This window comes from Nocardia sp. BMG51109 (genome assembly GCF_000526215.1).
In the GTDB taxonomy this organism is placed as follows: Bacteria; Actinomycetota; Actinomycetes; order Mycobacteriales; family Mycobacteriaceae; genus Nocardia.
The window spans coordinates 7,081,534-7,105,037 of the sequence record NZ_JAFQ01000004.1 but is presented as its reverse complement, the minus strand read 5'-3'; the positions used below and the strand labels follow the sequence as shown (position 1 = coordinate 7,105,037).

The following is a 23,504-nucleotide window of genomic DNA, read 5'->3' as shown; positions in this document are numbered from 1 at the left end:
GGGCCGTCGGCGCGGTGTGATCACGGCGGTGTCGCCCCGCGGCGGCGGTCCTGGAAGAATGGTCCGGGCAAATCGACCGCACATGGTCCGGATCCGGTCTCGCCCGGAGAGGAGCGGGACGGTGTAACGATGGCGTTTGCACATCGGTAACCCTGAGGTGACACGGTAGAGCGCGTGTCCAGGGGCCGATCGGAAAGGTGGACAGGACGTGATACTCCATCCGGAGGTCTCGGAGATCTTCGGCGTCGCGGAGGCCACCGAGCCTCCGTCGCCGCTGCTGCGATCGGATAACGCCGCACCACCACGCACCCTCGTCGACATCCTGGCGGCGACCGCGCGGGCGCACCCTGATGCTCCCGCCGTCGACGACGGCACCGACACCCTCAGCTACGCCGAACTGCTCGCCGAGGTCGACGACACCGTCGACCGGCTGCACGAGGCGGGAGTGCGCGCCGGCGACCGGGTAGGGGTGCGGATCCCGTCCGGCACCGGTGAGCTGTACGTCACCATTCTCGCCGTCCTGTACGCGGGGGCGGCCTACGTCCCGGTCGACGCCGACGATCCCGAGGAGAGGGCACGGCTGGTATTCGGTGAGGCCGGCGTCAGCGTCGTGGTCACCGCCAATGGAATCACCCGGTACCGCGATGCGGCCTACGCCGACATCGAACCGTCGGCCCGCCCCGACCCGGACGACGACGCGTGGATCATCTTCACTTCCGGATCCACCGGAACGCCCAAGGGCGTGGCGGTCACCCACCGCAACGCCGCCGCCTTCGTCGACGCCGAGGCCCGGCTGTTCCTGCAGGACGCGCCGATCGGTCCGGGCGACCGCGTGCTGGCCGGCCTGTCGGTGGCCTTCGACGCCTCCTGCGAGGAGATGTGGCTGGCGTGGCGGCACGGCGCGTGCCTGGTCCCGGCGCCCCGCGCGCTGGTGCGCACCGGGATGGACCTGGGCCCGTGGCTGGTGCGCCGCCGGATCAGCATCGTCTCGACGGTGCCGACGCTGGCCGCGATGTGGCCGGCCGAGGCGCTGGACGCGGTCCGGCTGTTGATCTTCGGCGGCGAGGCGGTCCCGCCCGAACTGGCCGAACGGCTGGCCGGGCCCGGTGGGCGCGAGGTGTGGAACACCTACGGACCGACCGAGGCCACCGTCGTCGCCTGCGCCGCCCGGCTGACCGGACAACCGCCGGTGCGCATCGGGCTGCCCCTGGACGGCTGGGATCTCGCCGTCGTCGACTCGGCCGGAAATCCGGTGGCCGAGGGCGAATCCGGCGAGCTGGTGATCGGCGGCGTCGGGCTCGCCCGCTACCTGGATCCGGCCAAGGACGCCGAGAAATACGCTCCCATGCCGACATTGGGCTGGAAGCGCGCCTACCGCAGCGGCGATCTGGTCCGCGACGACGGCGGCGCGGGCCTGGTCTTCCTCGGCCGCGCCGACGATCAGGTGAAGATCGGGGGCCGCCGCATCGAACTCGGCGAGCTCGACACCGCCCTGCAGGAGCTGCCCGGCGTCGGCGCCGCGGCCGCCGCGGTGCGGACGACCAAGGCGGGCAACAAGATTCTCGTCGGCTACCTCGCGAGCGCCGATCCCGATTTCGATGTCGCGCACGCCCGGACCCTGCTGGCCGACCGGTTGCCGGCGCCGCTGGTGCCGCGGCTGGCCGTGCTCGACGAACTGCCCACGCGCACCTCGGGGAAGGTGGACCGGGAGGCGCTGCCGTGGCCGCTGCCGGGCGCCGGCCCCGATCCTGCGGCCGGTCTGACCGAAACCGCGGAATGGGTTGCCGGGCTGTGGAATTCGATTCTCGGCGCGGATGTCTCGGGGCCCGACGCCGACTTCTTCGACGTCGGCGGCGGATCGCTGTCGGCGGCCCAGCTGGTGACGGCGCTGCGCGAGCGCTTCCCGTGGGTCACGGTCGGCAACCTGTACGACCACCCGCGGCTGGGCGCGCTCGCCGAGCTGCTGGACGCGGCCGAACCGGCCGCGGCCGTCGAACCGCGCACCGTCGCGCCCACACCCCGTCGGGCCCAGTGGGCGCAGCTGCTGGCCCTGGTGCCGCTGGCTACGCTGACCGGCCTGCAGTGGCTGACCTGGCTCGGCATCGTCACCAACATCGCGAGCTGGTCCGGCGCCATACCGTGGATGCCGGGGCTGTCGTGGTGGTGGGCGCTGCTCGGATTCGTCCTGTTCATCTCGCCACCGGGCCGGATGGCCATCTGCATCGCCGGTGCCCGGCTGCTGCTGCGGGGCGTCGGGCCCGGCACCTACCCGCGGGGCGGCCCGGTCCATCTGCGGCTGTGGGCGGCCGTGCGGCTGTCCGAGGCCAGCGGTGCCGAAAACCTGTCCGGCGCACCGTGGATGGTGCCGTTCGCGCGGGCACTGGGCGCCCGGATCGGCAAGGGTGTCGACCTGCACACGCTGCCGCCCGTGACGGGCCTGCTGGAACTGGGCGACGGCTGCAGCGTGGAGCCCGAGGTGGATCTGGCCGGGTACTGGATCGACGGCGACCGGCTGCACATCGGCGCCGTCCGGATCGGCGCGGGCGCGGTCGTGGGATCGCGGTCGACGCTGCTGCCCGGCGCGGTGATCGGCAAGAACGCCGTCGTGGCACCGGGATCCGCGGTGTTCGGCAAGGTGAAGGCCGGTCAGGAGTGGGCCGGCTCGCCCGCGGTGAAGGTGGGCAAGGCCGACCATCCGTGGCCCGCGAGCACGCCGGCCCGGGCCCTGCACTGGGTGCTGATCTTCGGCATGACCTCGATGGCGCTGGCCGCCATGCCGATCGGCGCCCTGGCCGCCGGCGGCGCGCTGATCGCCTGGTGGATTCGCGACGACCGGACGCCGGCAGGCGCGCTCGGGCACGCATTCCTGATCCTCCCGGTCGCCACCGTGCTCTGCCTGGCGGTCTTCGCGGCCGCGACGGTAATCGCGGTCCGCCTGCTGAGCATCGGGCTGACCGAGGGATATCACCCCGTGCGCAGCCGCGTCGGGTGGCAGGCGTGGGCGACCGAGCGCCTGATGGATTCGGCGCGCACCTTCCTGTTCCCGCTCTACGCGAGCCTGCTGACGCCGCTGTGGCTGCGGCTGCTGGGCACGACCGTCGGCAAGAACGTCGAGGCGTCGACGGTGCTGCTGCTGCCGAAGTTCACCACCGTCGCCGACGGCGCGTTCCTGGCCGACGACACCATGGTCGCCGGGTACGAGCTCGGCGGGGGCTGGCTGCACATCGGCGGCGCGAAGGTCGGCAAGCGGGCATTCCTCGGCAATTCCGGGATGACCGCTCCGGGCCGCCGGGTACCGAAGAACGGCCTGGTGGCGGTGCTGTCGGCCGCGCCGGAGAAGGCCAAGGCCGGATCGTCGTGGCTGGGCAGCCCGCCGGTCCGGTTGCGCCGCAAGGCCGGTGACTCCGATACCGTGCGCACCTTCGATCCGCCGCTGCGGTTGAAGGTGGCCCGCGGCGTCGTCGAGACCTGCCGACTGATACCGGTGATGGTGACCTTCGGCATCGGGCTCGGCGTGCTCTTCGGGCTCGCCGCGCTGGCGCAGGGGCCCGGATACTGGTTCGCGGCGCTGCTGTCGGGCGTGGTCCTGCTCACCGCGGGCGCGTTCGCCGGTGCCTGCGCGGTGGCGGCGAAATGGCTGGTGGTCGGGCGGATCGCGAAGGTCGAGCACCCGCTGTGGAGCTCGTTCGTCTGGCGCAACGAGGTGTCCGACGCCTTCGTGGAAACCGTTGCGGCGCCGTGGTTCGCGCGGGCGGCCACCGGTACCGCGGTGATGAACGTCTGGCTGCGCGGGCTGGGTGCGCGGATCGGGCGCGGCGTGTGGTGCGAGTCGTACTGGCTGCCCGAGGCCGACCTGGTCACGCTGGGTGACGGCGCGACCGTCGAACGCGGCTGTGTCGTGCAGACTCACCTGTTCCATGATCGGATCATGGCCATGGACACGGTGACATTGGACGCGGGCGCCACCCTCGGCCCGCACTGCGTCGCGCTGCCGGCCGCGCGGATCGGGGAGGGCGCCACCGTCGGCCCGGCCTCACTGGTGATGCGCGGCGACACCGTGCCGCCCTCGACGCGCTGGCAGGGCAACCCGATCTCGCCCTGGCCGGAAGGCGCCTGATGGGGGGGAAGTTCACCGACGACCCCATAGACGAATATCTGCCGCAGAACGGCAACCGCGGGTACCGGGTGTCGCGGTACGAACTCGACCTGGTCTACAAGGTGGCGAGCAATCGCCTGGCGGGTAAGGCCACCATCACCGCGGTAACCACCGCTCCCCGCACCCGGTTCGCCCTGGACCTGTCTCCCTCGCTGGGGGTCGCCAAGGTCTTCGTCAACGGGTCGAAGGCCGCGAGGTACACCCACCAGCGTGGCAAGCTGATCGTCACACCGGCGCAGGCGATTCCGGCGGGCGGCATGCTCGCGATCGTCGTGCACTATTCCGGGACGCCGCGCCCGGTGCGCGGCCCGTGGGGCGAGGTCGGCTGGGAGGAGCTGACGGAAGGGGCGCTGGTGGCGAGCCAGCCCAACGGCGCGGCGTCCTGGTTTCCGTGCGACGATCACCCGAGTTCCAAGGCCAGCTACCAGATCTCGATCACCACCGACACACCCTACTTCGCCGTCGCCAACGGCGCGTTGATCCGCAAGCGGACCAAGGCGAGCCAGACCACCTGGGTGTACGAGCAGACCGAGCCGATGGCGAGCTACCTGGCGACCATCCAGATCGGCCCGTACCGCCAGTTCCGGTTCGATTCGGCGCAGGAGGATACCGACGTGCCCATGCAGGCGGTGTTCCCGCCGCGGCTGCAGGGCACCTTCGATCACGATTTCGGCCGGCAGCCGCGGATGATGGAGGTATTCCAGAACCGGTTCGGGCCGTATCCGTTCGGGGGGTACACGGTTGTGGTGACCGACGACGAGCTGGAGATCCCGATCGAGGCGCAGGGGATCTCGATCTTCGGCGCCAACCACTGCGACGGGTGGCGCGGCGCGGAGCGGCTGATCGCACACGAGCTGGCGCACCAGTGGTTCGGCAACAGCCTCACCGTGCGGCAGTGGCGCGACATCTGGCTGCACGAGGGATTCGCCTGTTACGCGGAGTGGATCTGGTCCGAGGCATCGGGTGGGCAGAGCGCCGACCAGCTGGCCCGCGCCGCCCGGCACACTCTGTCGCGTTGTCCGCAGGACCTCGTGGTCGGCGATCCGGGCGCGGAGCTGATGTTCGACGACCGCGTCTACAAGCGCGGCGCCCTCACCCTGCACGCCCTCCGGCTCGACCTCGGCGACACGAATTTCTTTGCGCTGCTGCGGGATTGGACCAGCAGGTACCGCCACTCCTCGGTGAGCACGGAGGAATTCGCCGACCTGGCCGGGCACTACAGCCCGGCCTCGCTGCGCCCGCTGTGGGACAACTGGCTCTACGACCGCATCCTGCCCACCTTGCCCCCGGGGTGACACTGCCGGGAGACGGTCGTGCCCCCGCAGCGGAACCGGGCGTCATGGTCCGGGAATGGCTCACTCGCCCTCCGGTTGCGGCCCCACCCGTCGTCTGGTTGTGCCCCCACTCGTCATACCGGCATGCTTTTGGCCGGAACCTGCTGGGCGACAAGTTGTCTCAATGGATCCCGGCCGAAAGCATGCCGGGACGACGGTGGGCGGGGCGACGGGCCCGGACGGAGAGTCGTGGGTTCCGGGCGACTCACTCGTCGGGGACGTTGCGTTCCAGTTCGTCGAGCCAGGCTGTGGCGACGGCGTCGCTGGGGGCGCGCCAGTCGCCGCGCGGGGACAGCGAACCGCCCGAGCCGACCTTCGGGGCGTTCGGCAGGGTCGAGCGCTTGAACTGGCTGGTCTGCACGAAGCGACGGAGGAATTCGGCGAGCCAGTGCTTGATGGTGGGCAGGTCGTATTCGTTCCGGTCGGGTTCGGCGATCAGGTCGGGCCAGCGGCCGCGGGTGCGGTCGGACCAGGCGTGCCGGGCCAGATAGGCGATGCGGCTGGGCAGGTAGCCGAAGCGCAGCAGGTGGTACAGGTGGAAATCCTGTAGTTCGTAGGGGCCGACGGTGGCCTCCGAACTCTGGCCCGGCTGATCCGGATCACCGTCCGCCGCACCGTTGTCCGAGGGGATCAGCTCCGGTGAGATCTCGGTGGCGAGGATGGAGGTGAGCACCTCGTCGGCCTCCGGGCCGAGCCCGCCGGTGTCGACCGACCAGGCGATCAGGTACTTGATCAGCGTCTTGGGCACCGAGGCGTTGACGCTGTAGTGCGCCATGTGGTCGCCGACGCCGAAGGTGCACCAGCCCAGCGCCAGCTCGCTGAGGTCGCCGGTGCCGAGCACGAGCGCGTGCTGCTGATTGGCCAGCCGGAACAGATGCGAGGTGCGCTCGCCGGCCTGGACGTTCTCGTAGGTGATGTCGTACTGCGAAACCCCCTCGGCGGCAGGGTGGTTCAGGTCCCGCAGCATCTGGGTCGCGGACGGCCGGATATCGATCTCGTGCGCCGACACGCCGAGCGCCCGCATCAGCCGGTGCGCGTCGTTCAGCGTCCGTGCGCTGGTGGCGAATCCGGGCATGGTGTAGGCCAGCACGTTCGAGCGCGGCAGGCCCAGGCGGTCCATCGTCTTGACGGCCACGATCAGCGCCACCGTCGAATCCAGCCCGCCCGATACACCGATCACGACGCGCTGCGATCCGGTCGCCGCCAGCCGCGTGCTCAGCCCCTCCACCTGGATGTGGTGCACCTCGGCGCACCGCTCGTTGCGCACCGCGGGGTTGGCGGGAACATAAGGGAAGCGCGGGATTTCGCGGTCCAGCCCCAGTGCGCCGGCGGGCACCGGCAGCTCGATCTCGATTCGCCGCAACCGTGCCAGCCGCTCGCGGTGGTCGTGCACGTTGTCGGCGAAGCTGGTCATCCGCAGCCGGTCGGCGGCCAGCCGGCGCAGATCGACGTCGGCGGTCACCAGCTGCGGATGGTCGGCGAAACGCTCACCCTCGGCAAGTATTTCGCCGTTCTCGCATACCAGCGCCTGGCCGTCCCACGCCATATCGGTGGTCGACTCGCCCTGTCCCGCGGCCGAGTACAGGTATGCCGCGATGTATCGGGCGGAATGCGAAGCGCACAGCTGCCGACGATAATCGGCCTTGCCCACCACGATATTGCTGGCGGACAGGTTCACCAGCACCGTCGCCCCGGCGAGCGCGGCGAAACCGCTGGGCGGCAAGGGAACCCAGCCGTCCTCGCAGATCTCGACGGCGAATGCGAACCCGTCCAGGCCGGCCGCGGTGAACAGCAGATCGGCGCCGAACGGCACCCGCTGCCCGGCGATGGTGATGTGGTCGGCAAGATTCTCCCGTGCCGCGGCGAACTGGCGCTTCTCGTAGAACTCGCGGTAGTTCGGCAGGTAGCTCTTGGGTACCGCGCCCAGCACCCGGCCCCGGTCGATCACGATCCCGCAGTTGAACAGCCGTCCCTGCGCGCGGACGGGGGCACCGACCAGCAGCACCGAGTCGATCCCGGCGCTCTCGGCGACCACCCGTTCCAGCGCCGACTCGATCGCGTACTGCAGCGCGTCCTGATGGAAGAGGTCGTCGGCGGTGTAGCAGGACAGGCCGAGTTCGGGGAACGCCGTCAGCACCGCGCCCCGCTCGGCGGCCTGCCGCGCGAGCGTCAGCGTGTGCTCGGCGTTGTGGGCCGGATCGGCGACCCGCACCGGCGGGACGGCGACCGCGACCCGCGCGAACCCGTGCCGGTACAGCGAATCGAACGGTAGCTGCGCCACGCGGACCCCTTTGCCGGACGTCGGATGATCATGGTCGCTTCGCAATCTACGACATGCGGCCGCGCCTCTGTCATATGCCGTCCGGGTCGCGCGGGCCGGCCTCCGCGGAGCACGGCCGAGCCGTCTCGGGCCCGCGGCCGGTCAGCCGGCTCGTCACTCCCGTGCGGACTGCTCCCGCAGGCGGGCAAGGGTTTTGGCGAGGATGCGCGAGACGTGCATCTGGGAGATGCCCATGCGCTGGGCGATCTGAGTCTGGGTCATGGATTCGAAGAAGCGCATGGTCAGAATTCGCCGCTCCCGCTCGGGCAGGCCGGCCAGCAGCGGCCGGATCGCCACGTACTCCTCCACCCGGTCGAACTGGGACTCCTCCTCGCCGAGGGTGTCCAGCAGCGACGCCTCGGTGTCGCGGCCCACCGAGACCGCGTCGATGGAGCTGGGCTGGTAGGCATTGCCCGCGATGACCGCCTGGGTCACCTCGTCCGGATTGATCTCCAGCTGGCCGGCGATCTCCTTGACGGTGGGGGAGCGGCCCAGCGACTGCGACAGCGTATCGATGGCGGCGCCGATCCGCAGGTGAGTCTCCTTGACGCGCCGGGGAACTCGCATCGCCCACGTGTTGTCGCGGAAGTACCGCCGGACCTCGCCCATGATGGTCGGCACCGCGAACGACAGGAAGTTCGAGCCGCGCGAGATGTCGAAGCGGTCCACCGCGTGCACCAGCCCGACCCGCGCCACCTGGGTGAGGTCGTCGAACGGTTCACCGCGCCCGCTGAACTTGCGGGCGATGTGGTCGGCCAGCGGAATGCAGCGGCTGATCAACTCGTCACGCAGCTCGGTCCGCCGCACCGTGCCCTCCTCGGCACCGGCCAGCTCCTCGAAAAGTATTGTGACGTCGTCGTATCCGGTTACCGACCGGGTGACTTCCTCCAGCTCGTCTTCGTCGTCGTCGGAATCCTCGGCACTGCCGGCGTCTTGCGCACTGCCGGCGTCTTGCGCACTGCCGGTGCCTTGTGGACTGCTCGAATCCTGGGCAGCGCCGGAGTTTTGTGTGGCGCCGGGGTTCTGTGTGGCGCCGGGGTCCTGGGGACTGCCGGAGTTCTGGGTGCTGCCGCCGTGCGGTGTGCTCTCGGATTCGTCGGTGGGATCGGCCGCCGGGCCGCCCTGACCGGTCTTCGGAGATTCGGCGGTGCCGCCGTCGGACTCGAACATGGTGTCCTCGTCAGCCACTACGCCTTCCCCCGGACCCGCCGGAACTCCACGATCGTCGGATAACCCGATGCTGCCTGATCGTAGGGCTGCTGGGTGATGGTCACCTCGTCGGTCAGCGTGCGTAATACGTGCCAGCCGAAGCTGCGCTGGTCGGGCAGGCCCTCCGCGCCCGCGATACCGGTCACCCGCACGAGGAGGTCCTCGTCGCCGACGGTGAACCGGCACCGCAGCGTCGTGCCGGCGGCGGCCACGGCGATGAGCGTGGAGCACGCCTCGTCCACGGCCAGCCGGATGTCGGCAACCTCGTCCAAGGTGAAATCGCTGAGCAGGACCAGGGTTTCGGCGAGCCCGCGCACGATCGGCAACTGTGACACGGTAGCGGCGACGCCGATCTCCACGGGGGTGCTGCGCAGTCCCTGTTCCGCCGAAATATTGATCACCCTGAGAAGGCTACCCAAATGCTTTGCGGACAATCGGACCGATGCCGAAAAACGCGCCCGCTACACTTCGCGCTGTGTCCCCCTCGAATCCACACTTCCAGCGGCCGACGCCGATGATCGCCCCGTCCATCCTGTCCGCCGATTTCGCGCACCTCGCGGAGGAGGCCCGGGCCGTCGAGGGCGCCGACTGGCTACACGTCGACGTGATGGACAACCACTTCGTGCCGAACCTGACCCTCGGCCTGCCGGTGGTGCAGAGTCTGCTGCAGACGACCGATATCCCCCTGGACTGCCACCTGATGATCGAGGATCCGGGTCGCTGGGCGCCGCCGTACGCGGAGGCGGGCGCCTACAACGTCACCTTCCACGCCGAGGCCACCGACGATCCGGTGGCGGTGGCGCGGGATATCCGCGCCGCCGGCGCGAAGGCGGGCCTGTCGGTGAAGCCGAATACGCCGATCGAGCCGTACCTGGAGATGCTGCACCACTTCGACACCATGCTGGTGATGAGCGTCGAGCCCGGTTTCGGCGGCCAGTCGTTCATCGCGCACGTGCTGGACAAGGCGCGCACGGTGCGCCGGCTGGTCGATTCGGGTGAACTGCGGCTCGTCGTCGAGATCGATGGCGGCATCAACATGGACACCATCGAACAGGCGGCGGAGGCGGGCGTCGACTGTTTCGTGGCGGGGTCGGCGGTCTACGGCACCGAGGATCCGGGTGCGACGGTGGCGACGCTGCGCGACAAGGTGGTCGCCGTCGAGGCCGAGTCGGCACGGTAGCACCTGAATACGTCGGCAGCGCCGGCACTTCCGCAGCTCCGGATACTTCGGCAGCGCCGAATGTCTCCGCAGCGCCGAATGCCTCAGTGCGCCTGGATGTCTCAGTGCGCCCGGGTATCTCGTCCGCACACCGCCCTGGTCGCGGCGATGACCTCGGCCAGCGGCGGCATGGTGTCGGCCGACTCCGGCGCCCGCACCCAGGTGCGATAGCCGGTGCGCTCGTCGTCGGCGGAGGGCAGCACCACCTGGGTGCCGGTGCAGGCGACGGTGGTGTAGAGCCGGAACAGTTCGGCCGTGACCGAGGCGGTCAGGCTGTCCGGCTGGGCAGGACCGGTGAGGAAGGTCCAGCGGCGGGCTCGCGGATGATGGACGACCGGCCCGGCGAGATCGGCCTGCGCCAGCCGCTGCTGCACGCGTTCGCCGAGATCGGCAGGCATGATGATCGCGCCGTACTCTTTGCCTGTCTCCAACAGGATGTGCCGTGACGCGGGGTCGATCGATGCCGGCAGGTGGAATTCGCGGCGGTACTGAACGCAGCGAATTTCGAGTGTCGAATCGAGAAGCGTGGTCACGCGGCACCCCCATCTGTGATGTTGTCCAACCTGGATCCGACCCGTGCGGGTCTGTCCCTTCCTCGGTTGACGGGTTTCTGCGATGAGCCCCGTGCCGCCGTGGGCGCGGGGTGGAACGGTTGCGCGCTGAACTGCTCGAGAGAAGTCCGGGCCGCTCGGTGGTAACGCTCCCTCGGTGGTACCGCTCCGGAGGGCACCGAACGCCAGGACTCGACTGCATAACAATATTGCGTCCTATTCCCTCCGAACGCAAGTTTTGTGTGTATGTGAGTTGCCGCCCGGGTACAAGACGGTATTCGGCATGTATCGGATGGGTAAATTACGACAGTCCGTGCCGAAAACGAGCGGCGGATATTCGCCGCCGAGGTATTTCCGACCTCCGCGGGGAAAATTCCCGCAATTACCTGAATGTATTTCCGATTCCGGCGTGCGTGCGGGTCGAGCCGTATGTTTCGCCCGGGTTTATCCGGACACCGCCCGCCGACCGGCCGGTCGGGACCGCCGAGTGCCGTCTACGACCTCGCGTCGTTAAGCTGAGCGCACAGCAGCGCCCCGGCGGGAATAGCGGCGGTGGTCCGAGCTGTTGGCGCAAGCGGGCACCGGGTGACAGGAGTAGCGGGCATGTTCACAGGCATCGTCGAGGAGCTCGGCGAGATCACCGAGGTCGAGCGGCTGGCCGACGCGTCGCGACTGACCATCCGCGGCAAGCTGGTGACTTCCGATGCCGGGCACGGCGATTCGATCGCGGTGAACGGCGTCTGCCTCACCGTCGTCGACGTCGAGGGCGACAGCTTCACCACCGACGTCATCGGCGAGACCCTGAACCGGTCCGGCCTCGGCGGGCTGAGCGCGGGCTCGCGGGTCAACCTGGAGCGCGCCGCCGCGGTGAACAGCCGGCTCGGCGGGCATATCGTGCAGGGGCACGTCGACGGCACCGGCACCATCCTGGCCCGCGACCCGCAGGAGAACTGGGAGGTCGTGCGGATCTCGCTGCCCGACGCCCTCGCCCGCTACGTCGTGGAGAAGGGTTCGATCACCGTCGACGGGATCTCGCTGACGGTCTCGGGGCTCGGCGTGGAGCCCGGTACCGGCGACTGGTTCGAGGTGTCGCTGATTCCCACCACCCGCGAGCTGACCACCCTCGGCACCGCATCGGCCGGGAGCACCGTGAACCTCGAGGTCGACATCATCGCCAAGTACGTGGAGCGGCTGCACCAGCGCGGATAGGCCGGTCCGCGCGCCGCCGCGACGAAGGAGCCGCGATCGGACGCAGTACTGTTATTGGCACCAGAGGGAGATGGAGCGCAGCAGACGTGACCAGGTTCGACACCATCGAGCGCGCAGTCGCCGACATCGCCGCCGGTAAGGCGGTCGTCGTCGTCGACGACGAGGGCCGCGAGAACGAGGGTGATCTCATCTTCGCCGCGGAGAAGGCCACCCCCGAGTTGGTCGCCTTCATGATCCGCTACACCTCCGGTTACATCTGTGTGCCGCTGACCGGTGCCGACTGCGATCGGCTGGGCCTGCCGCCGATGTACGCGATCAACCAGGACAAACACGGCACCGCCTACACCGTCTCGGTCGATGCCCGCGAGGGCGTCAGCACCGGCATCTCGGCCGGTGACCGGGCCACCACCATGCGCCTGCTCGCCGACCCGGCCGCCGAGCCCGGCGACTTCACCCGGCCCGGTCACGTCGTTCCGTTGCGTGCCAAGGAGGGCGGCGTGCTGCGCCGTCCCGGCCACACCGAGGCGGCCGTGGACCTCGCGCGGCTGGCCGGTCTCGGCTCGGCCGGCGTGATCTGCGAGATCGTGAGCCAGAAGAACGAGGGCGATATGGCCCGCACCGAGGAGCTGCGGATCTTCGCCGACGAGCACGAGCTGGCGCTGATCTCGATCGCCGACATGATCGCCTGGCGGCGCAAGCACGAGAAGCAGGTCGAGCGGATCGCCGAGGCCCGCATCCCCACCAAGTTCGGCGAGTTCCGCGCGGTCGGCTACAAGAGCATCTACGACGACGTCGAGCACGTGGCCCTGGTACGCGGCGATATCGCCGTGGACGGCGGCGAGGACGTGCTGGTCCGGGTGCATTCCGAATGCCTGACCGGCGATGTGTTCGGTTCGCTGCGGTGCGACTGCGGCCCGCAGCTCGAGGCCGCGCTGGAGATGGTGGCCGCCGAGGGCCGGGGCGTGGTGCTGTACATGCGCGGGCACGAGGGCCGCGGCATCGGGCTGATGCACAAGCTGCAGGCCTACCAACTGCAGGACAACGGGCACGACACGGTCGACGCCAATATCGAGCTGGGCCTGCCCGCCGACGCCCGCGACTACGGTACCGGCGCGCAGATCCTGGTCGACCTGGGCATCTCCTCGATGCGGCTGCTGACCAACAATCCCGCCAAGCGGGTGGGCCTGGACGGCTACGGGCTCAGCATCACCGCGCGGGTCCCGATGCCGGTGCGCGCCAATGCGGAGAATCTGCACTACCTGCGCACCAAGCGGGACCGCATGGGCCACGATCTGGTCGGCCTGGACGATCTCGATCTGGACCTGGGCGAGACGGCGCAGTAGCAGGCGCCGGGCATCGACGGCTCGGCACGAAGAACCAGAGACAGGAAGGCGGACGTTTTCGGATGAGCGGTACCGGCGTACCGGATTTCGCGCTGGAGGATGCGGCGGATCTCCGGCTCGGCATCGTCGCCTCACGGTGGCACACCACGATCTGCGACACGCTGGTCGCGAACGCCGAGCGGGTGGCCCGCGCGAGCGGCGTCCGCGAGATCACCGTGGTGCGCTGCGCGGGCGCGATGGAGCTACCGGTGGTGGCGCAGGCGCTGGCCCGCGGGCACGATGCGGTGGTTGCGCTCGGCGTCGTGATCCGCGGGGAGACACCGCATTTCGAATACGTCTGCGATGCCGTGACGGCCGGGCTGACGCGGGTGTCGCTGGACGAGAGCACGCCGGTGACCAACGGCGTGCTCACCGTGCACACCGAACATCAGGCCCTGGACCGGGCCGGGCTGCCGGATTCGGCCGAGGACAAGGGCGAGCAGGCCTGCTCGGCGGCGCTCGACGCGGCGCTGACGTTGCGGGCGCTGCATCCGGGTGCCCAGCGCACAGGCGCCGTCGGACACAGCCCGGCGGTCTGAGCCGATGCCGCCCGTCGTCCGGATCTGGAAGCGCGGTCCGCAGCCGGTCCCGTCGGCCGAATCCGCCGGGACGGCCTGGGATCTGGAGGTGCGGCCGCGTCGCGCGGTGCGCACGGCCCGCATCGTCGCGGCGGTGATCGCGATCCTGTTCACGGTCGCCGGGATCGCCTCGGCGCACAGCGCGACGGGCGTGAACTTCCGCGGTGTCGACCAGGTCGCGGTCATCCTCTTCGGGTGGCTGCTCGCCGGTGCGGTGCTGCTGCTGACCCGGCCCCGGCTGAGGGTCGGTCAGCAGGGCGTCTCGGTGCGCAATGTCCTGGGCGACAACGACTTCCACTGGAAGGACATCCGCGGCGTCACCATCCCGGACAAGCGCGCGTGGGCCCGGCTGGAGCTGGCCGGCGACGAGTACGTGCCGCTGCTGGCGATCCGGGTCAACGACAAGGAGTACGCCGCGCGGGCGATGGACCGTTTTCGCGAGCTCGGCGAGAAATACTCTGCCGCGCAAGAGGACTGAACAGGTCGTTGATCTCCGCGGGAGCCCGGTCGCCCCGGTCGGCCGTTGCCTGTCATCGTGGTCGGCGCACCCGCTCCCTGCGGGTGCTTATCGTCCCGGGCGGGCGTGTCTGTCCTCCGTCGAAGGTGCGTCCGCCCTCCGCAGGCCGGGGGTGCCCGTTATCCGGCATGCTTCTCGCCGGGATCCATTCTGTACGGCCTTGGTCGGTGGGTTCCGGCCGAGAGCATGCCGGAATGACGTGGGTGGGGCAGCGTGCCGGAACAGCGGGACAGTGTGGCGGAATGACGAGACAGCATGGCGGAATAACAGGACGGCGTGGCGGAACGTCAAGCGGGACAGCATGCTGGGATGACAAGGGGAGCGGCGTGCCGGGATGACGGCGGGGCAGCGTGCCGGAATGACCTGTGGTGGTGGCGGATCCGCTGGGGCGGAGTGCGTGGGGTGGGTCGCTACTTCGTATCGCCCATGACGGCGCCCTCGCGTCGTGGATCGGCGCCGCCGATCCAGCCCTGGTCGTCGCGGTGTAGTGCGCTGAGACCGCTGGTCTGCGGGTCGACCGATACCTGGTGGCCCCATTCGCGCAGTTTCCGCACCAGCGGATCGTGGTCGCCCTTGTCGGTGGCGTCGATGGCCGGATGCTCGCCGCCGACGCCCGTGGTCGCGGTGTTGGCGGCGCCGAAGGCGACGCCGGATACCGCCTGTTGCGGGTCGAGTTTCCAATCCAGCATGTTCACCAGGGATTTCACCACGAACTGGATGATCACCGAGCCGCCGGGCGAACCGGTGACGGCGGTCAGCTGCCCGCGCGCACCGTCGGCGCCGCGGTCGAAGACCAGCGTCGGGCTCATCGAACTGCGCGGGCGCTTGCCCGGCTGCAGCCGGTTCGCGAGCGGCGTGCCGTCGGCCGCGGCCGGTGCGGTGCTGAAGTCGGTGAGCTGGTTGTTGAGCACGAATCCGTCGACGACGTGGAACGATCCGAAGGCCGACTCCACCGTGGTGGTCAGCGCCGCAGCGTTGCCGTACTTGTCCACCACCGAGATGTGGCTGGTGCCGTGCTCGGGCTGCTGCGGCCCGGTGCCGAGCGGGACCGGGCCGAAATCGCCGGGCTGTGCGGTGCCCATGGCACGGTTCGGCTGGATTCGTGCGGCGCGCTGTTTCAGGTAGTCCCCGTTCAACAGAGTGTCGGGGGAGTTGCCCGGCAGCGGAACGAAGTCGGAGTCGGCCACGTACTTGTCGCGGTCGGCGTAGGCCAGCCGCTCGGCCTCCGAGATGAGGTGCACCGCTTCGGCTTTGGGCTTGCCGCCGTTGCCGTCGATAGTGTCGGGCGGCAGTGTCGGCAGATCGAAGTTCTGCAGAATGCCCAGCGTGGCCGCGACCGTGATGCCGCCGGAAGAGGGGTTGGGCATGCCGCAGACCTGGTGGTCGCGATAGTCGGTGCACAGCGCGGTGCGCTTCTTGGCCTGATATCCGGCGAGATCGGCGAGGGAGATCTGCCCCGGCGTGCGGCCGCCCGAGGCGGTGGCGGCGGCGTCGACGATGTCCTGGGCGATGGCGCCGGTGTAGAAGGCGTTCGGGCCGTCGGAGGCGATGGCGCCCAGCGTTTTCGCCATCGCCGGGTTGGTGAGTGTGGTGCCGGCCGGCTTCGGGGTGCCGTCGGGCCGCAGGAAGTAGGCCTTCGCGTTCTCGTCGCGTGCGAGATCCGGGGCGGATTCGGCGATCTGGCCCGCCATCCGCGGGCTGATCGCGAAGCCGCGGTCGGCCAGGTCGATCGCCGGAGTGAACAGGTCGCGCCAGGGCTGCCTGCCGTGTTCGGAATGGGCGAGCTCGAGCAGGCGCAGCGCACCGGGCACGCCGATGGATCGGCCGCTGGCGCGCGTATTCGGTTGCGGCACCGTGCGATCGGTATCGCTCACCCAGCGCAGATAGTTCTCGGTGGCGGACGCGGGGGCGACCTCGCGGCCGTCGTAGGCGTCGACGGACCGGGACGCCGCGTCGTAGTACATCAGGAACGCGCCGCCGCCGATACCCGACGCCTGCGGCTCCACCAGGCCCAGCACCATCTGGGCGGCCACCAGCGCGTCCGCCGCCGTGCCGCCGTCGGCCAGCACGCGGCAGGCCGCCTGTGTCGCAAGGGGATTGGCGGCCGATACGGAATAGGTGCCGGTGCGCACCGGCTGCATGCCGTCGCGGTAGCCGGAGGCGATCTCGGGATTGGTCGCCAGATCGGTGCCGGCGGCGGTGGGAGCGGCGGCGACCGGGGTGCCGTTCGGACTGTCCGCGCATGCCTGTGCGGCGCCGCCGGAACCGGACGAGCAGCCGGTGAGTACCCCGGCCGCGAGCAGTGCGGCGGTGGCACCGGCCCAGATGTGTCGCGTGCGCCTCATGAACGGACTTTAACGCCGGCCTCCGACACCGGCAGGGCTTTCGCGCCCGCGCGGCACGGTCGAGGAGTAGAGCATACGATCAGCTACTCTCATTCGGACAGAAAGGACATCGCCTACCGGTTACATCGAGATGACACGGCCCGACTGCGGTGGCGCGGTTCGAGGTTCGGCTATCGACCAGGTAACGTCGGACGCTCACCGACCGACGGCGAAGGACCAACCGGCAGATGACGGAAGTGCGGGGCAAGACGTATCTCGGTGCGGAGGACAGCGGCTACCACAAGAGCCTGAAACCGCGCCAGCTGCAGATGATCGCCATCGGCGGCGCGATCGGGACGGGCCTGTTCCTCGGCGCCGGTGGCCGCCTGGCGACTGCGGGGCCCGGATTGTTCCTGGTGTACGCGATCTGCGGCGTCTTCGTCTTCTTCATCCTGCGCGCGCTGGGCGAGTTGATCCTGCACCGGCCGTCGTCCGGGTCGTTCATCTCCTATGCCCGCGAGTTCTACGGCGAGAAGGCGGCTTTCACCGCCGGCTGGATGTACTTCCTGAACTGGTCGATGACCGGCATCGTCGATACCACCGCGATCGCCACGTATCTGCACTACTGGGGTCCGTTCCAGCCGGTGGCGCAATGGGTGCTGGCGCTGATCGCGCTGTGCCTCGTACTGGGGATCAACCTGATCTCGGTGAAGTGGTTCGGTGAACTGGAATTCTGGGCAGCGCTGGTGAAGGTCGTCGCCCTGGTCTGCTTCCTGGGCGTCGGCACGATCTTCCTGGCGGGCCGGTTCACGATCGAGGGCCGGACGACGGGATTCGGCATGATGTCGGATGCCGGGGGCTGGTTCCCGACCGGTGTGCTGCCGCTGGTCACCGTGACCTCCGGCGTCGTATTCGCCTATGCGGCAGTGGAACTGGTCGGCACCGCGGCGGGGGAGACGGAGAATCCGCAGAAGATCATGCCGCGGGCGATCAATTCGGTGATCTTCCGGATCGCCGTGTTCTACGTCGGCTCGCTGGTGTTGCTGGCGCTGCTGCTGCCGTACACGGCGTACTCGGCCTCGGAGAGCCCGTTCGTCACGTTCTTCTCCGAACTCGGTGTGGGGAACGCGGGCTCGGTGATGAATTTCGTCGTGCTCACCGCCGCGTTCTCGAGCCTCAACGCCGGGCTGTACTCCACCGGTCGCATCCTGCGGTCGATGTCGATGAACGGCAGCGCGCCGCGGTTCACCGGCCGCATGAACAAGCGCGGCGTCCCCTATGGCGGCATCATGCTGACCAGCGTCGTCGCGTTGTTCGGCATCTGGCTCAACTACATCGTGCCCTCGCGCGCGTTCGAGATCGTGCTCAACGTGGCGTCGATGGGCATCCTGTCCTCGTGGGCCACCATCGTGCTGTGCCAGTTGCAGCTGTGGCGCCGGTGGCGGCGCGGCGAGGCCGAGCGGCCCGCGTTCCGGATGTTCGGCGCGCCCTACACGGGCCTCGCGACGCTGGTGTTCCTGGCGGCCGTGCTGGTGCTGATGGGCTTCGACTATCCCGTCGGGACGTGGACGGTGGCGAGCCTGGTGGTGATCGTGCCGGCGCTGATCATCGGCTGGTTCGCCGCCCGCAAGCGGGTGCTCGCGGTCGCGCAGGAGCGGGCCGGGTACACGGGGGAGTACCCGGTGGTGGCGAACATTCCGATGGACGATGACCGAAAGTAGTTCCGCCGCAGTGATTTCCGCGGTGGACGGTGTCCGGTCGTGGCCGGGAGGCTATCCGGCGTGCACGGTGTGGTCGGTGCGGACCTGCCAGCGGCCGCCGGTCCGGGTGAGCCGGACCGGGTGATCGAAGCAGATGCTGATGTTCTCGTCGGTGAGGACCTCCTCGACCGGGCCGCCGGCGACGCTGCGCCCCTCGCGCAACAGCATGACGTGCGTGGTGCCCGGCGGCAGCTCCTCCAGATGATGGGTCACCAGCACCGAGGACAGCTCGGGGCGCGCGGCCTGCAGGCGGTCGATGCGGTCGATGAGCTGCTCGCGGCCGGCCATGTCCAGGCCGGTGGTCGGCTCGTCGAGCAGCAACAGCCGCGGGCTGGGCATCAGCGCCCGGGCGATCAGCGCGCGGCCGCGCTCGCCCTGGGACAGCGTGGGCCAGCGGGCATCGCGGCGGTGCATCAGGCCCAGCAGGTCGATCAGCCGGTCGGCCTCGGCGATCTCGGCGGCGGTCGGATTCCAGCGTTGCTTCAGATCGGCCGTATTGGTCAGGCCGGTGAGCACGACCTCGTGCGCCGTCAGCGGATAGGGTGGGGCGTGGCGCGGATCGACATGGCCGATCGCGGTGCGCAGTTCGCGCATGTCGACGCGGCCGAGGCGGTGGCCGAGCACCTCGACGGCGCCGCGGGTGGGATGCTCGACGGCGCCCAGCAGCTTCAGCAGCGTGGTCTTGCCGGCGCCGTTGGGGCCCAGCAGCGCCCAGTGCTCACCCGGCCGCACCGTCAGCGACACCTCCACGAGAATGGGGTTGCCCTCGCGCACGAAATCGACGGAGGCTACCTGCAGGATGGGGGCGTCGACCATGCGCACACGGTAGCAAACTCCTCAGACAAGCTGATGGGTGATCCGTGTCATGGGACGATTTGTGTACGCTGGCCCGGTGACCATCGAGGCGGTGCTTTTCGATTTCTCCGGGACGCTTTTCCGACTGGAAGGTGACGGGTCCCTGCCCGCCGACCTGGCGACGGACGGCGGCAACCCGATGAACGCGGACGAGTCGGCCGCGATCCTGCACCGGATGACGACCCCCGCCGCCGAACGGGTGGTGCCGTTCGACGAGCGCGGGCTGTACGCCTGGGAGCACCGGGACCTCAGCCCGGAGTTGCACCGCGAGGCCTACATGCAGGTGCTGCTGAAATCCGGGGTGGCGCAGCCGCAGGCCGACCGGCTGTACGCGTGGATGGTCGACCCGCTGGCGTGGACTCCCTACCCCGATACCGGTGCCGTACTGAAATCGCTGGACGCCCAGGGTATTCCGGTCGCGGTGGTCAGCAATATCGCCTTCGACGTGCGCCCGTCCTTCGCCGCGAACGGCTGGGAATCCGATGTCGCGCTGTATGCGCTGTCCTACGAGATCGGTGCGATGAAACCCGATCCGCGGATTTTCGAATGGACTCTCGATCGGATGGGCGTCGCCCCGGAGGCCGCGCTGATGGTCGGCGACAGCCGCGAGAACGACGGCGGCGCAACGGCACTCGGCTGCCGCTTCGCCTGGGTCGATCCGCGGCCGACGGCGGATCGTCCCGACGGGTTGCGGAGGGCGCTGGCCGAGCACGGCCTGACCGTCTGACACCGGCCGCCGAAGCGGCGCCGGCCACACCCGCCGGCTCAGCGCGGTGTGCGAGCGAGGGCGCGGCCGGCGGCCCGGCCGGAGAAGATGCAGCCGCCGAGGAAGGTGCCCTCCAGCGCGTTGTATCCGTGCACGCCGCCGCCACCGAACCCCGCGACCTCGCCGGCGGCGTACAGGCCCGGGAACGGCGACCCGTCCGAGCGGATCACCTGCGAATTCAGGTCGGTCTGCAAGCCGCCCAGCGTCTTTCGGGTCAGGATGTTGAGCCGGACGGCGATCAGCGGTCCGTGCGCCGGGTCCAGGATGCGGTGCGGCGCCGCGACCCGGCCCAGCCGGTCGCCGAGCGAGCGGCGGGCGTTCGCGACCGCCATCAGCTGCGCGTCCTTGCCGTACTTGTTGGCCACCTCCCGGTCGCGCGCGACGATCTGGCGCTCCAGGTCGTCGTGGTCGAGCCGCGGCCCGCGGGCGATCTCGTTCATGCCGTCGACGAGTTCGCGCAGCGTATCGGCGACCACGAAGTCGGCCCCGTGCCGCTTGAACGCCTCCACCGGGCCGGGTGCGCCCTTGGCGAGCCGGCTGCGCAGCGTCAGCTTCTTGTCCTTGCCGGTGATGTCCGGATTCTGCTCGGAGCCCGACAGCGCGAACTCCTTCTCGATGATCGACTGGGTCAGCACGAACCACGAATAGTCGTGTCCGGTGTCCAGGATGGCCTTCATGGTGGCGTTGGTGTCGAATCCGGGGAAACACGGTGCGGGCAAGCGCTTTCCGTGCGCGTCGAACCACAGCGAGGACGGCCCGGGAATGATCCGGATGGCATGGTCGGGCCAGATCGGATCCCAGTTGTTGATGCCCTCGGTGTAGTGCCACATGCGGTCCCGGTTCACGATCCGCCCGCCCGCGCTCTCGCTGATCGCGAGCATGCGCCCGTCCACGTGCGCGGGCACGCCGGAGATCATGGTGCGCGGGCACGGACCCAGCCGCGCGGTCGGCCAGTTCGCGCGGATGAGGTCGTGGTCGTGGCCGATGCCGCCGGAACCGACGATCACCGCCGGTGCGCGGAATTCGAACTCGCCCACGGTATTCCGCGACGATGGCCGGCCGCGCTCCAGCTCGGTCGGTTCGAGCACGCCGCCGCGCACGCCCACCACCGCCTCGTCCTCGACGATCAGCTCGTCCACCCGGTGCCGGAAGGCGAACTCGACCAGGCCGCGCCGCTCGGCCGCCAGCACCGGTTCCAGGAACACCCGCACCACCTCGGGGCCGGTGCCCCAGGTCAGGTGGAAACGCGGCACCGAGTTGCCGTGCCCGTCGGCGGTGGCGCCGCCGCGTTCGGCCCAGCCCACCAGCGGTGTCACCCGCAGCCCGAGATCGTGCAGGTACTGCCGCTTCTCGGTGGCGGCGAACTCGACGTAGGCGCGCGCCCACTGCCGTGCCCAGTGATCCTCGTCGTCGCGGTCGAATCCGGCCGAGCCCTGCCAGTCCTGCCAGGCCAGCTCGAACGAGTCGTGCACGCCCAGCCGCCGCTGCTCGGGACTGTCCACGAAGAACAGCCCGCCCAGCGACCAGAACGCCTGCCCGCCGAGATTGTTGCGATTCTCCTGGTCCAGCACCAGCACCCGGCGCCCGGCCCGGGTCAGCTCATAGGTGGCCACGAGCCCGGCGAGCCCGGCTCCGACGACGATGACATCCGGCTGCTGTGACGGCGCCACGGGAACTCCTCCGCGCTCGGGTGGAATGGATACACGAGTGTATCGACCGGCGATGATCGCGGCCACGTCGGTCGCCGCCGGTGCCGCGGCGAATCTGTCGGTGGTTCGTGGGATGGTTCCTTCGTGCGTACGATGACCGCCGCCGCAGCCCGCCGGACCGCGCTCGCCGCCCAGGGATTCGCCGGACCGCGCCCGGCCCCGGGGGCGAACCGCCGGTCGATTCACCGAGCCCTGGAGAGAACGCAACTGCTGCAACTGGATTCGGTCTCGGCGGTGGTGCGGGCGCACTACGCGCCGGTATTCAGCCGGATCGGCAGCTACGACCGCGACCTCCTGGACGAGATGGCCTGGCGGCACAGCGCCCGGCGGCCGCGGCGGCTGGTCGAGTACTGGGCGCACGAGGCGGCGCTGCTGCCGGTCGAGGATTGGCCGTTGTTGCGCTGGCGGATGTCGCGGTATCGCGACGGGCGCTGGGGTGGTGCCGTGCGGGTGCTCGAACGCAACCCGGGCCTGCCGAAGGACGTGCTGGAGGTGATCCGGGATTTCGGCGCGTGCACGGCGGGCGAGGTGGAGAAGCATCTGGAGCTGGACCGGCCGCGCACGAAGGGCCATTGGGGCTGGAACTACAGCGACACCAAGGTGGTCTGCGAGTTGCTGTTCGCCACGGGTGAGCTGTCGGTGGACAAGCGCATCGGTTTCCAGCGCTACTACGACCTCACCGAGCGGGTGATCCCGCCCGACATCCTGGCCCGCGAGATCGACGAGCCCGACGCCGTGCGGGAACTGGTGCGCCGCGCGTCCGGCGCGCTCGGCATCGCCACGGAGGCCGATCTGCGCGACTACTACCGGCTGCACCGGCGCCAGACCGAGCCGGCCATCGCGGACCTGGTCGACGCGGGCGAACTGGACGAGGTGGCCGTCTCGGGCTGGGATCGGCCGGCCTACCTGCGCGCTGGCGCCCGCACGCCGCGCCGCGTCGAGGGCGCGGCCCTGCTGTGCCCGTTCGATCCGCTGATCTTCTTCCGCCCGCGCACCGAGCGGATCTTCGATTTCCACTACCGCATCGAGATCTACACCCCCGAGCACAAGCGGGTGCACGGCTATTACGTGTTCCCGTTCCTGCTCGACGGCGAACTGGTGGCCCGGGTGGACCTGCGCGCCGAGCGCGCCACCGGCCGGCTGCTGGTCCCCGGTGTCTTCGCCGAGAGCGGGCGGGATGCCGCCGCCGTCGTCACGGCGCTGGCCGGTTCGCTGCGGGAGATGGCCGACTGGCTGGAGCTGGAGACCCTGGAGGTCGGCGAGCGCGGCGACCTCGCCGATGCCCTGCGTGCGGTATGCGGTCCGTCCGGGCGCCGCCGTCGGACCGCGGCGTCGGCCGGCGGGCGTTCGAATTCCGCCTGACCGGGTTCGGCCGGGGTGGGATCTCGTATGGAATCGCCTGCTGCACTCGGTTTTTCGATGATGCAGCCGATGCCCGCCGATCGGAAGCCGCCTCGGGGTGGGGTCGGTGCTCGACGGTCGGCCGGGCCGGGCGGATGCTGGTGCATGCCTCGGCGGTCTGGTGAGAGCGTGACTCTCGGTGGGTACGGCGGAGGCGCCTGCCACCGGTGTGGCACAGGGTATGGCCATTCGGCTGCGGTGTTATTACTTTCTC

General features: G+C 69.8%; 17 protein-coding genes. 10 read left to right on the top strand and 7 right to left on the bottom strand.

Going from position 1 to position 23,504, the window contains the following annotated elements; all coding sequences use genetic code 11:
- The first annotated feature begins 211 nt into the window (after window positions 1-211).
- Both D892_RS0133415 and D892_RS0133410 read left to right on the top strand, forming a co-directional pair.
- Window positions 212-4,117, top strand: a complete 3,906-nt coding sequence (locus D892_RS0133415; protein WP_369801844.1) for a Pls/PosA family non-ribosomal peptide synthetase — start codon at window positions 212-214, stop codon at window positions 4,115-4,117.
- Window positions 4,117-5,451 (top strand): M1 family metallopeptidase, encoded by a 1,335-nt coding sequence (locus tag D892_RS0133410; protein ID WP_024805420.1) that lies wholly within the window; start codon window positions 4,117-4,119, stop codon window positions 5,449-5,451. Before D892_RS0133415 ends, D892_RS0133410 begins: the two co-directional genes overlap by 1 nt.
- A gap of 244 nt (window positions 5,452-5,695) precedes the next feature.
- Here D892_RS0133410 and D892_RS0133405 read toward each other — a convergent pair whose 3' ends face one another.
- From D892_RS0133405 to D892_RS0133395, 3 genes are all read right to left on the bottom strand, one after another.
- Window positions 5,696-7,771, bottom strand: coding sequence for an NAD(+) synthase (locus D892_RS0133405; protein WP_024805419.1), 2,076 nt, complete (start codon window positions 7,769-7,771; stop codon window positions 5,696-5,698).
- Window positions 7,772-7,924: 153 nt separating this feature from the next.
- Window positions 7,925-8,701, bottom strand: a complete 777-nt coding sequence (locus D892_RS42730; RefSeq protein ID WP_036570744.1) for a SigB/SigF/SigG family RNA polymerase sigma factor — start codon at window positions 8,699-8,701, stop codon at window positions 7,925-7,927.
- A gap of 296 nt (window positions 8,702-8,997) precedes the next feature.
- A complete protein-coding gene (locus D892_RS0133395; protein ID WP_024805417.1) occupies window positions 8,998-9,420 on the bottom strand; it encodes an ATP-binding protein in 423 nt (140 codons plus the stop codon).
- 113 nt (window positions 9,421-9,533) lie between these two features.
- Here D892_RS0133395 and rpe point away from each other — a divergent pair, with 113 nt between their 5' ends.
- A complete protein-coding gene (rpe, locus tag D892_RS0133390; RefSeq protein WP_024805416.1) occupies window positions 9,534-10,199 on the top strand; it encodes a ribulose-phosphate 3-epimerase in 666 nt (221 codons plus the stop codon).
- A gap of 101 nt (window positions 10,200-10,300) precedes the next feature.
- On the opposite strand, the gene D892_RS0133385 is transcribed toward rpe, so the two are convergent.
- Window positions 10,301-10,771 (bottom strand): hypothetical protein, encoded by a 471-nt coding sequence (locus tag D892_RS0133385; protein WP_024805415.1) that lies wholly within the window; start codon window positions 10,769-10,771, stop codon window positions 10,301-10,303.
- 621 nt (window positions 10,772-11,392) lie between these two features.
- Between D892_RS0133385 and D892_RS0133380 the strand changes: the two genes are divergently transcribed.
- The 4 genes from D892_RS0133380 to D892_RS0133365 all read left to right on the top strand — a co-directional run bounded on the left by D892_RS0133380 (window position 11,393) and on the right by D892_RS0133365 (window position 14,436).
- Window positions 11,393-11,998 (top strand): riboflavin synthase, encoded by a 606-nt coding sequence (locus D892_RS0133380; protein ID WP_024805414.1) that lies wholly within the window; start codon window positions 11,393-11,395, stop codon window positions 11,996-11,998.
- Between the two features lie 86 nt (window positions 11,999-12,084).
- Window positions 12,085-13,341, top strand: coding sequence for a bifunctional 3,4-dihydroxy-2-butanone-4-phosphate synthase/GTP cyclohydrolase II (locus D892_RS0133375; RefSeq protein ID WP_024805413.1), 1,257 nt, complete (start codon window positions 12,085-12,087; stop codon window positions 13,339-13,341).
- A gap of 62 nt (window positions 13,342-13,403) precedes the next feature.
- Entirely contained in the window at window positions 13,404-13,919 is a 516-nt protein-coding gene (ribH, locus tag D892_RS0133370; RefSeq protein WP_024805412.1) for a 6,7-dimethyl-8-ribityllumazine synthase, read from the top strand.
- A gap of 4 nt (window positions 13,920-13,923) precedes the next feature.
- On the top strand, window positions 13,924-14,436 hold the full coding sequence (locus D892_RS0133365; RefSeq protein WP_024805411.1) for a PH domain-containing protein: 513 nt from the start codon (window positions 13,924-13,926) through the stop codon (window positions 14,434-14,436).
- 449 nt (window positions 14,437-14,885) lie between these two features.
- Here D892_RS0133365 and ggt read toward each other — a convergent pair whose 3' ends face one another.
- The gene (gene ggt, locus D892_RS0133360; RefSeq protein ID WP_024805410.1) at window positions 14,886-16,820 is read right to left on the bottom strand and encodes a gamma-glutamyltransferase; all 1,935 of its coding nucleotides are present in this window, start codon (window positions 16,818-16,820) and stop codon (window positions 14,886-14,888) included.
- A 227-nt stretch (window positions 16,821-17,047) separates the two neighbouring features.
- Between ggt and D892_RS0133355 the strand changes: the two genes are divergently transcribed.
- Window positions 17,048-18,520, top strand: a complete 1,473-nt coding sequence (locus D892_RS0133355; RefSeq protein WP_024805409.1) for an amino acid permease — start codon at window positions 17,048-17,050, stop codon at window positions 18,518-18,520.
- A gap of 51 nt (window positions 18,521-18,571) precedes the next feature.
- On the opposite strand, the gene D892_RS0133350 is transcribed toward D892_RS0133355, so the two are convergent.
- Entirely contained in the window at window positions 18,572-19,375 is an 804-nt protein-coding gene (locus D892_RS0133350; RefSeq protein ID WP_024805408.1) for an ABC transporter ATP-binding protein, read from the bottom strand.
- Window positions 19,376-19,451: 76 nt separating this feature from the next.
- Here D892_RS0133350 and D892_RS0133345 point away from each other — a divergent pair, with 76 nt between their 5' ends.
- Window positions 19,452-20,141 (top strand): HAD family hydrolase, encoded by a 690-nt coding sequence (locus D892_RS0133345; protein WP_024805407.1) that lies wholly within the window; start codon window positions 19,452-19,454, stop codon window positions 20,139-20,141.
- 38 nt (window positions 20,142-20,179) lie between these two features.
- Here the strand turns inward: D892_RS0133345 and D892_RS0133340 are convergent, their stop codons facing one another.
- Window positions 20,180-21,850 carry an FAD-binding dehydrogenase gene (locus tag D892_RS0133340; RefSeq protein ID WP_024805406.1) on the bottom strand — a complete coding sequence of 557 codons (1,671 nt, stop codon included), beginning with the start codon at window positions 21,848-21,850 and terminating at the stop codon, window positions 20,180-20,182.
- Between the two features lie 123 nt (window positions 21,851-21,973).
- Here D892_RS0133340 and D892_RS0133335 point away from each other — a divergent pair, with 123 nt between their 5' ends.
- Window positions 21,974-23,251 carry a winged helix-turn-helix domain-containing protein gene (locus D892_RS0133335; RefSeq protein ID WP_024805405.1) on the top strand — a complete coding sequence of 426 codons (1,278 nt, stop codon included), beginning with the start codon at window positions 21,974-21,976 and terminating at the stop codon, window positions 23,249-23,251.
- The last annotated feature ends 253 nt before the right edge of the window (window positions 23,252-23,504 follow it).

Excerpts from the sequence above, each read along its gene's own strand:
- D892_RS0133350 (WP_024805408.1), bottom strand. The coding sequence starts at position 19,375 with ATGGTCGACGCCCCCATCCTGCAGGTAGCCTCCGTCGATTTCGTGCGC.
- D892_RS0133380 (WP_024805414.1), top strand. The coding sequence starts at position 11,393 with ATGTTCACAGGCATCGTCGAGGAGCTCGGCGAGATCACCGAGGTCGAG.
- D892_RS0133410 (WP_024805420.1), top strand. The coding sequence starts at position 4,117 with ATGGGGGGGAAGTTCACCGACGACCCCATAGACGAATATCTGCCGCAG.
- rpe (WP_024805416.1), top strand. The coding sequence starts at position 9,534 with ATGATCGCCCCGTCCATCCTGTCCGCCGATTTCGCGCACCTCGCGGAG.
- ribH (WP_024805412.1), top strand. The coding sequence starts at position 13,404 with ATGAGCGGTACCGGCGTACCGGATTTCGCGCTGGAGGATGCGGCGGAT.
- D892_RS0133355 (WP_024805409.1), top strand. The coding sequence starts at position 17,048 with ATGACGGAAGTGCGGGGCAAGACGTATCTCGGTGCGGAGGACAGCGGC.
- D892_RS0133365 (WP_024805411.1), top strand. The coding sequence starts at position 13,924 with ATGCCGCCCGTCGTCCGGATCTGGAAGCGCGGTCCGCAGCCGGTCCCG.
- ggt (WP_024805410.1), bottom strand. The coding sequence starts at position 16,820 with ATGAGGCGCACGCGACACATCTGGGCCGGTGCCACCGCCGCACTGCTC.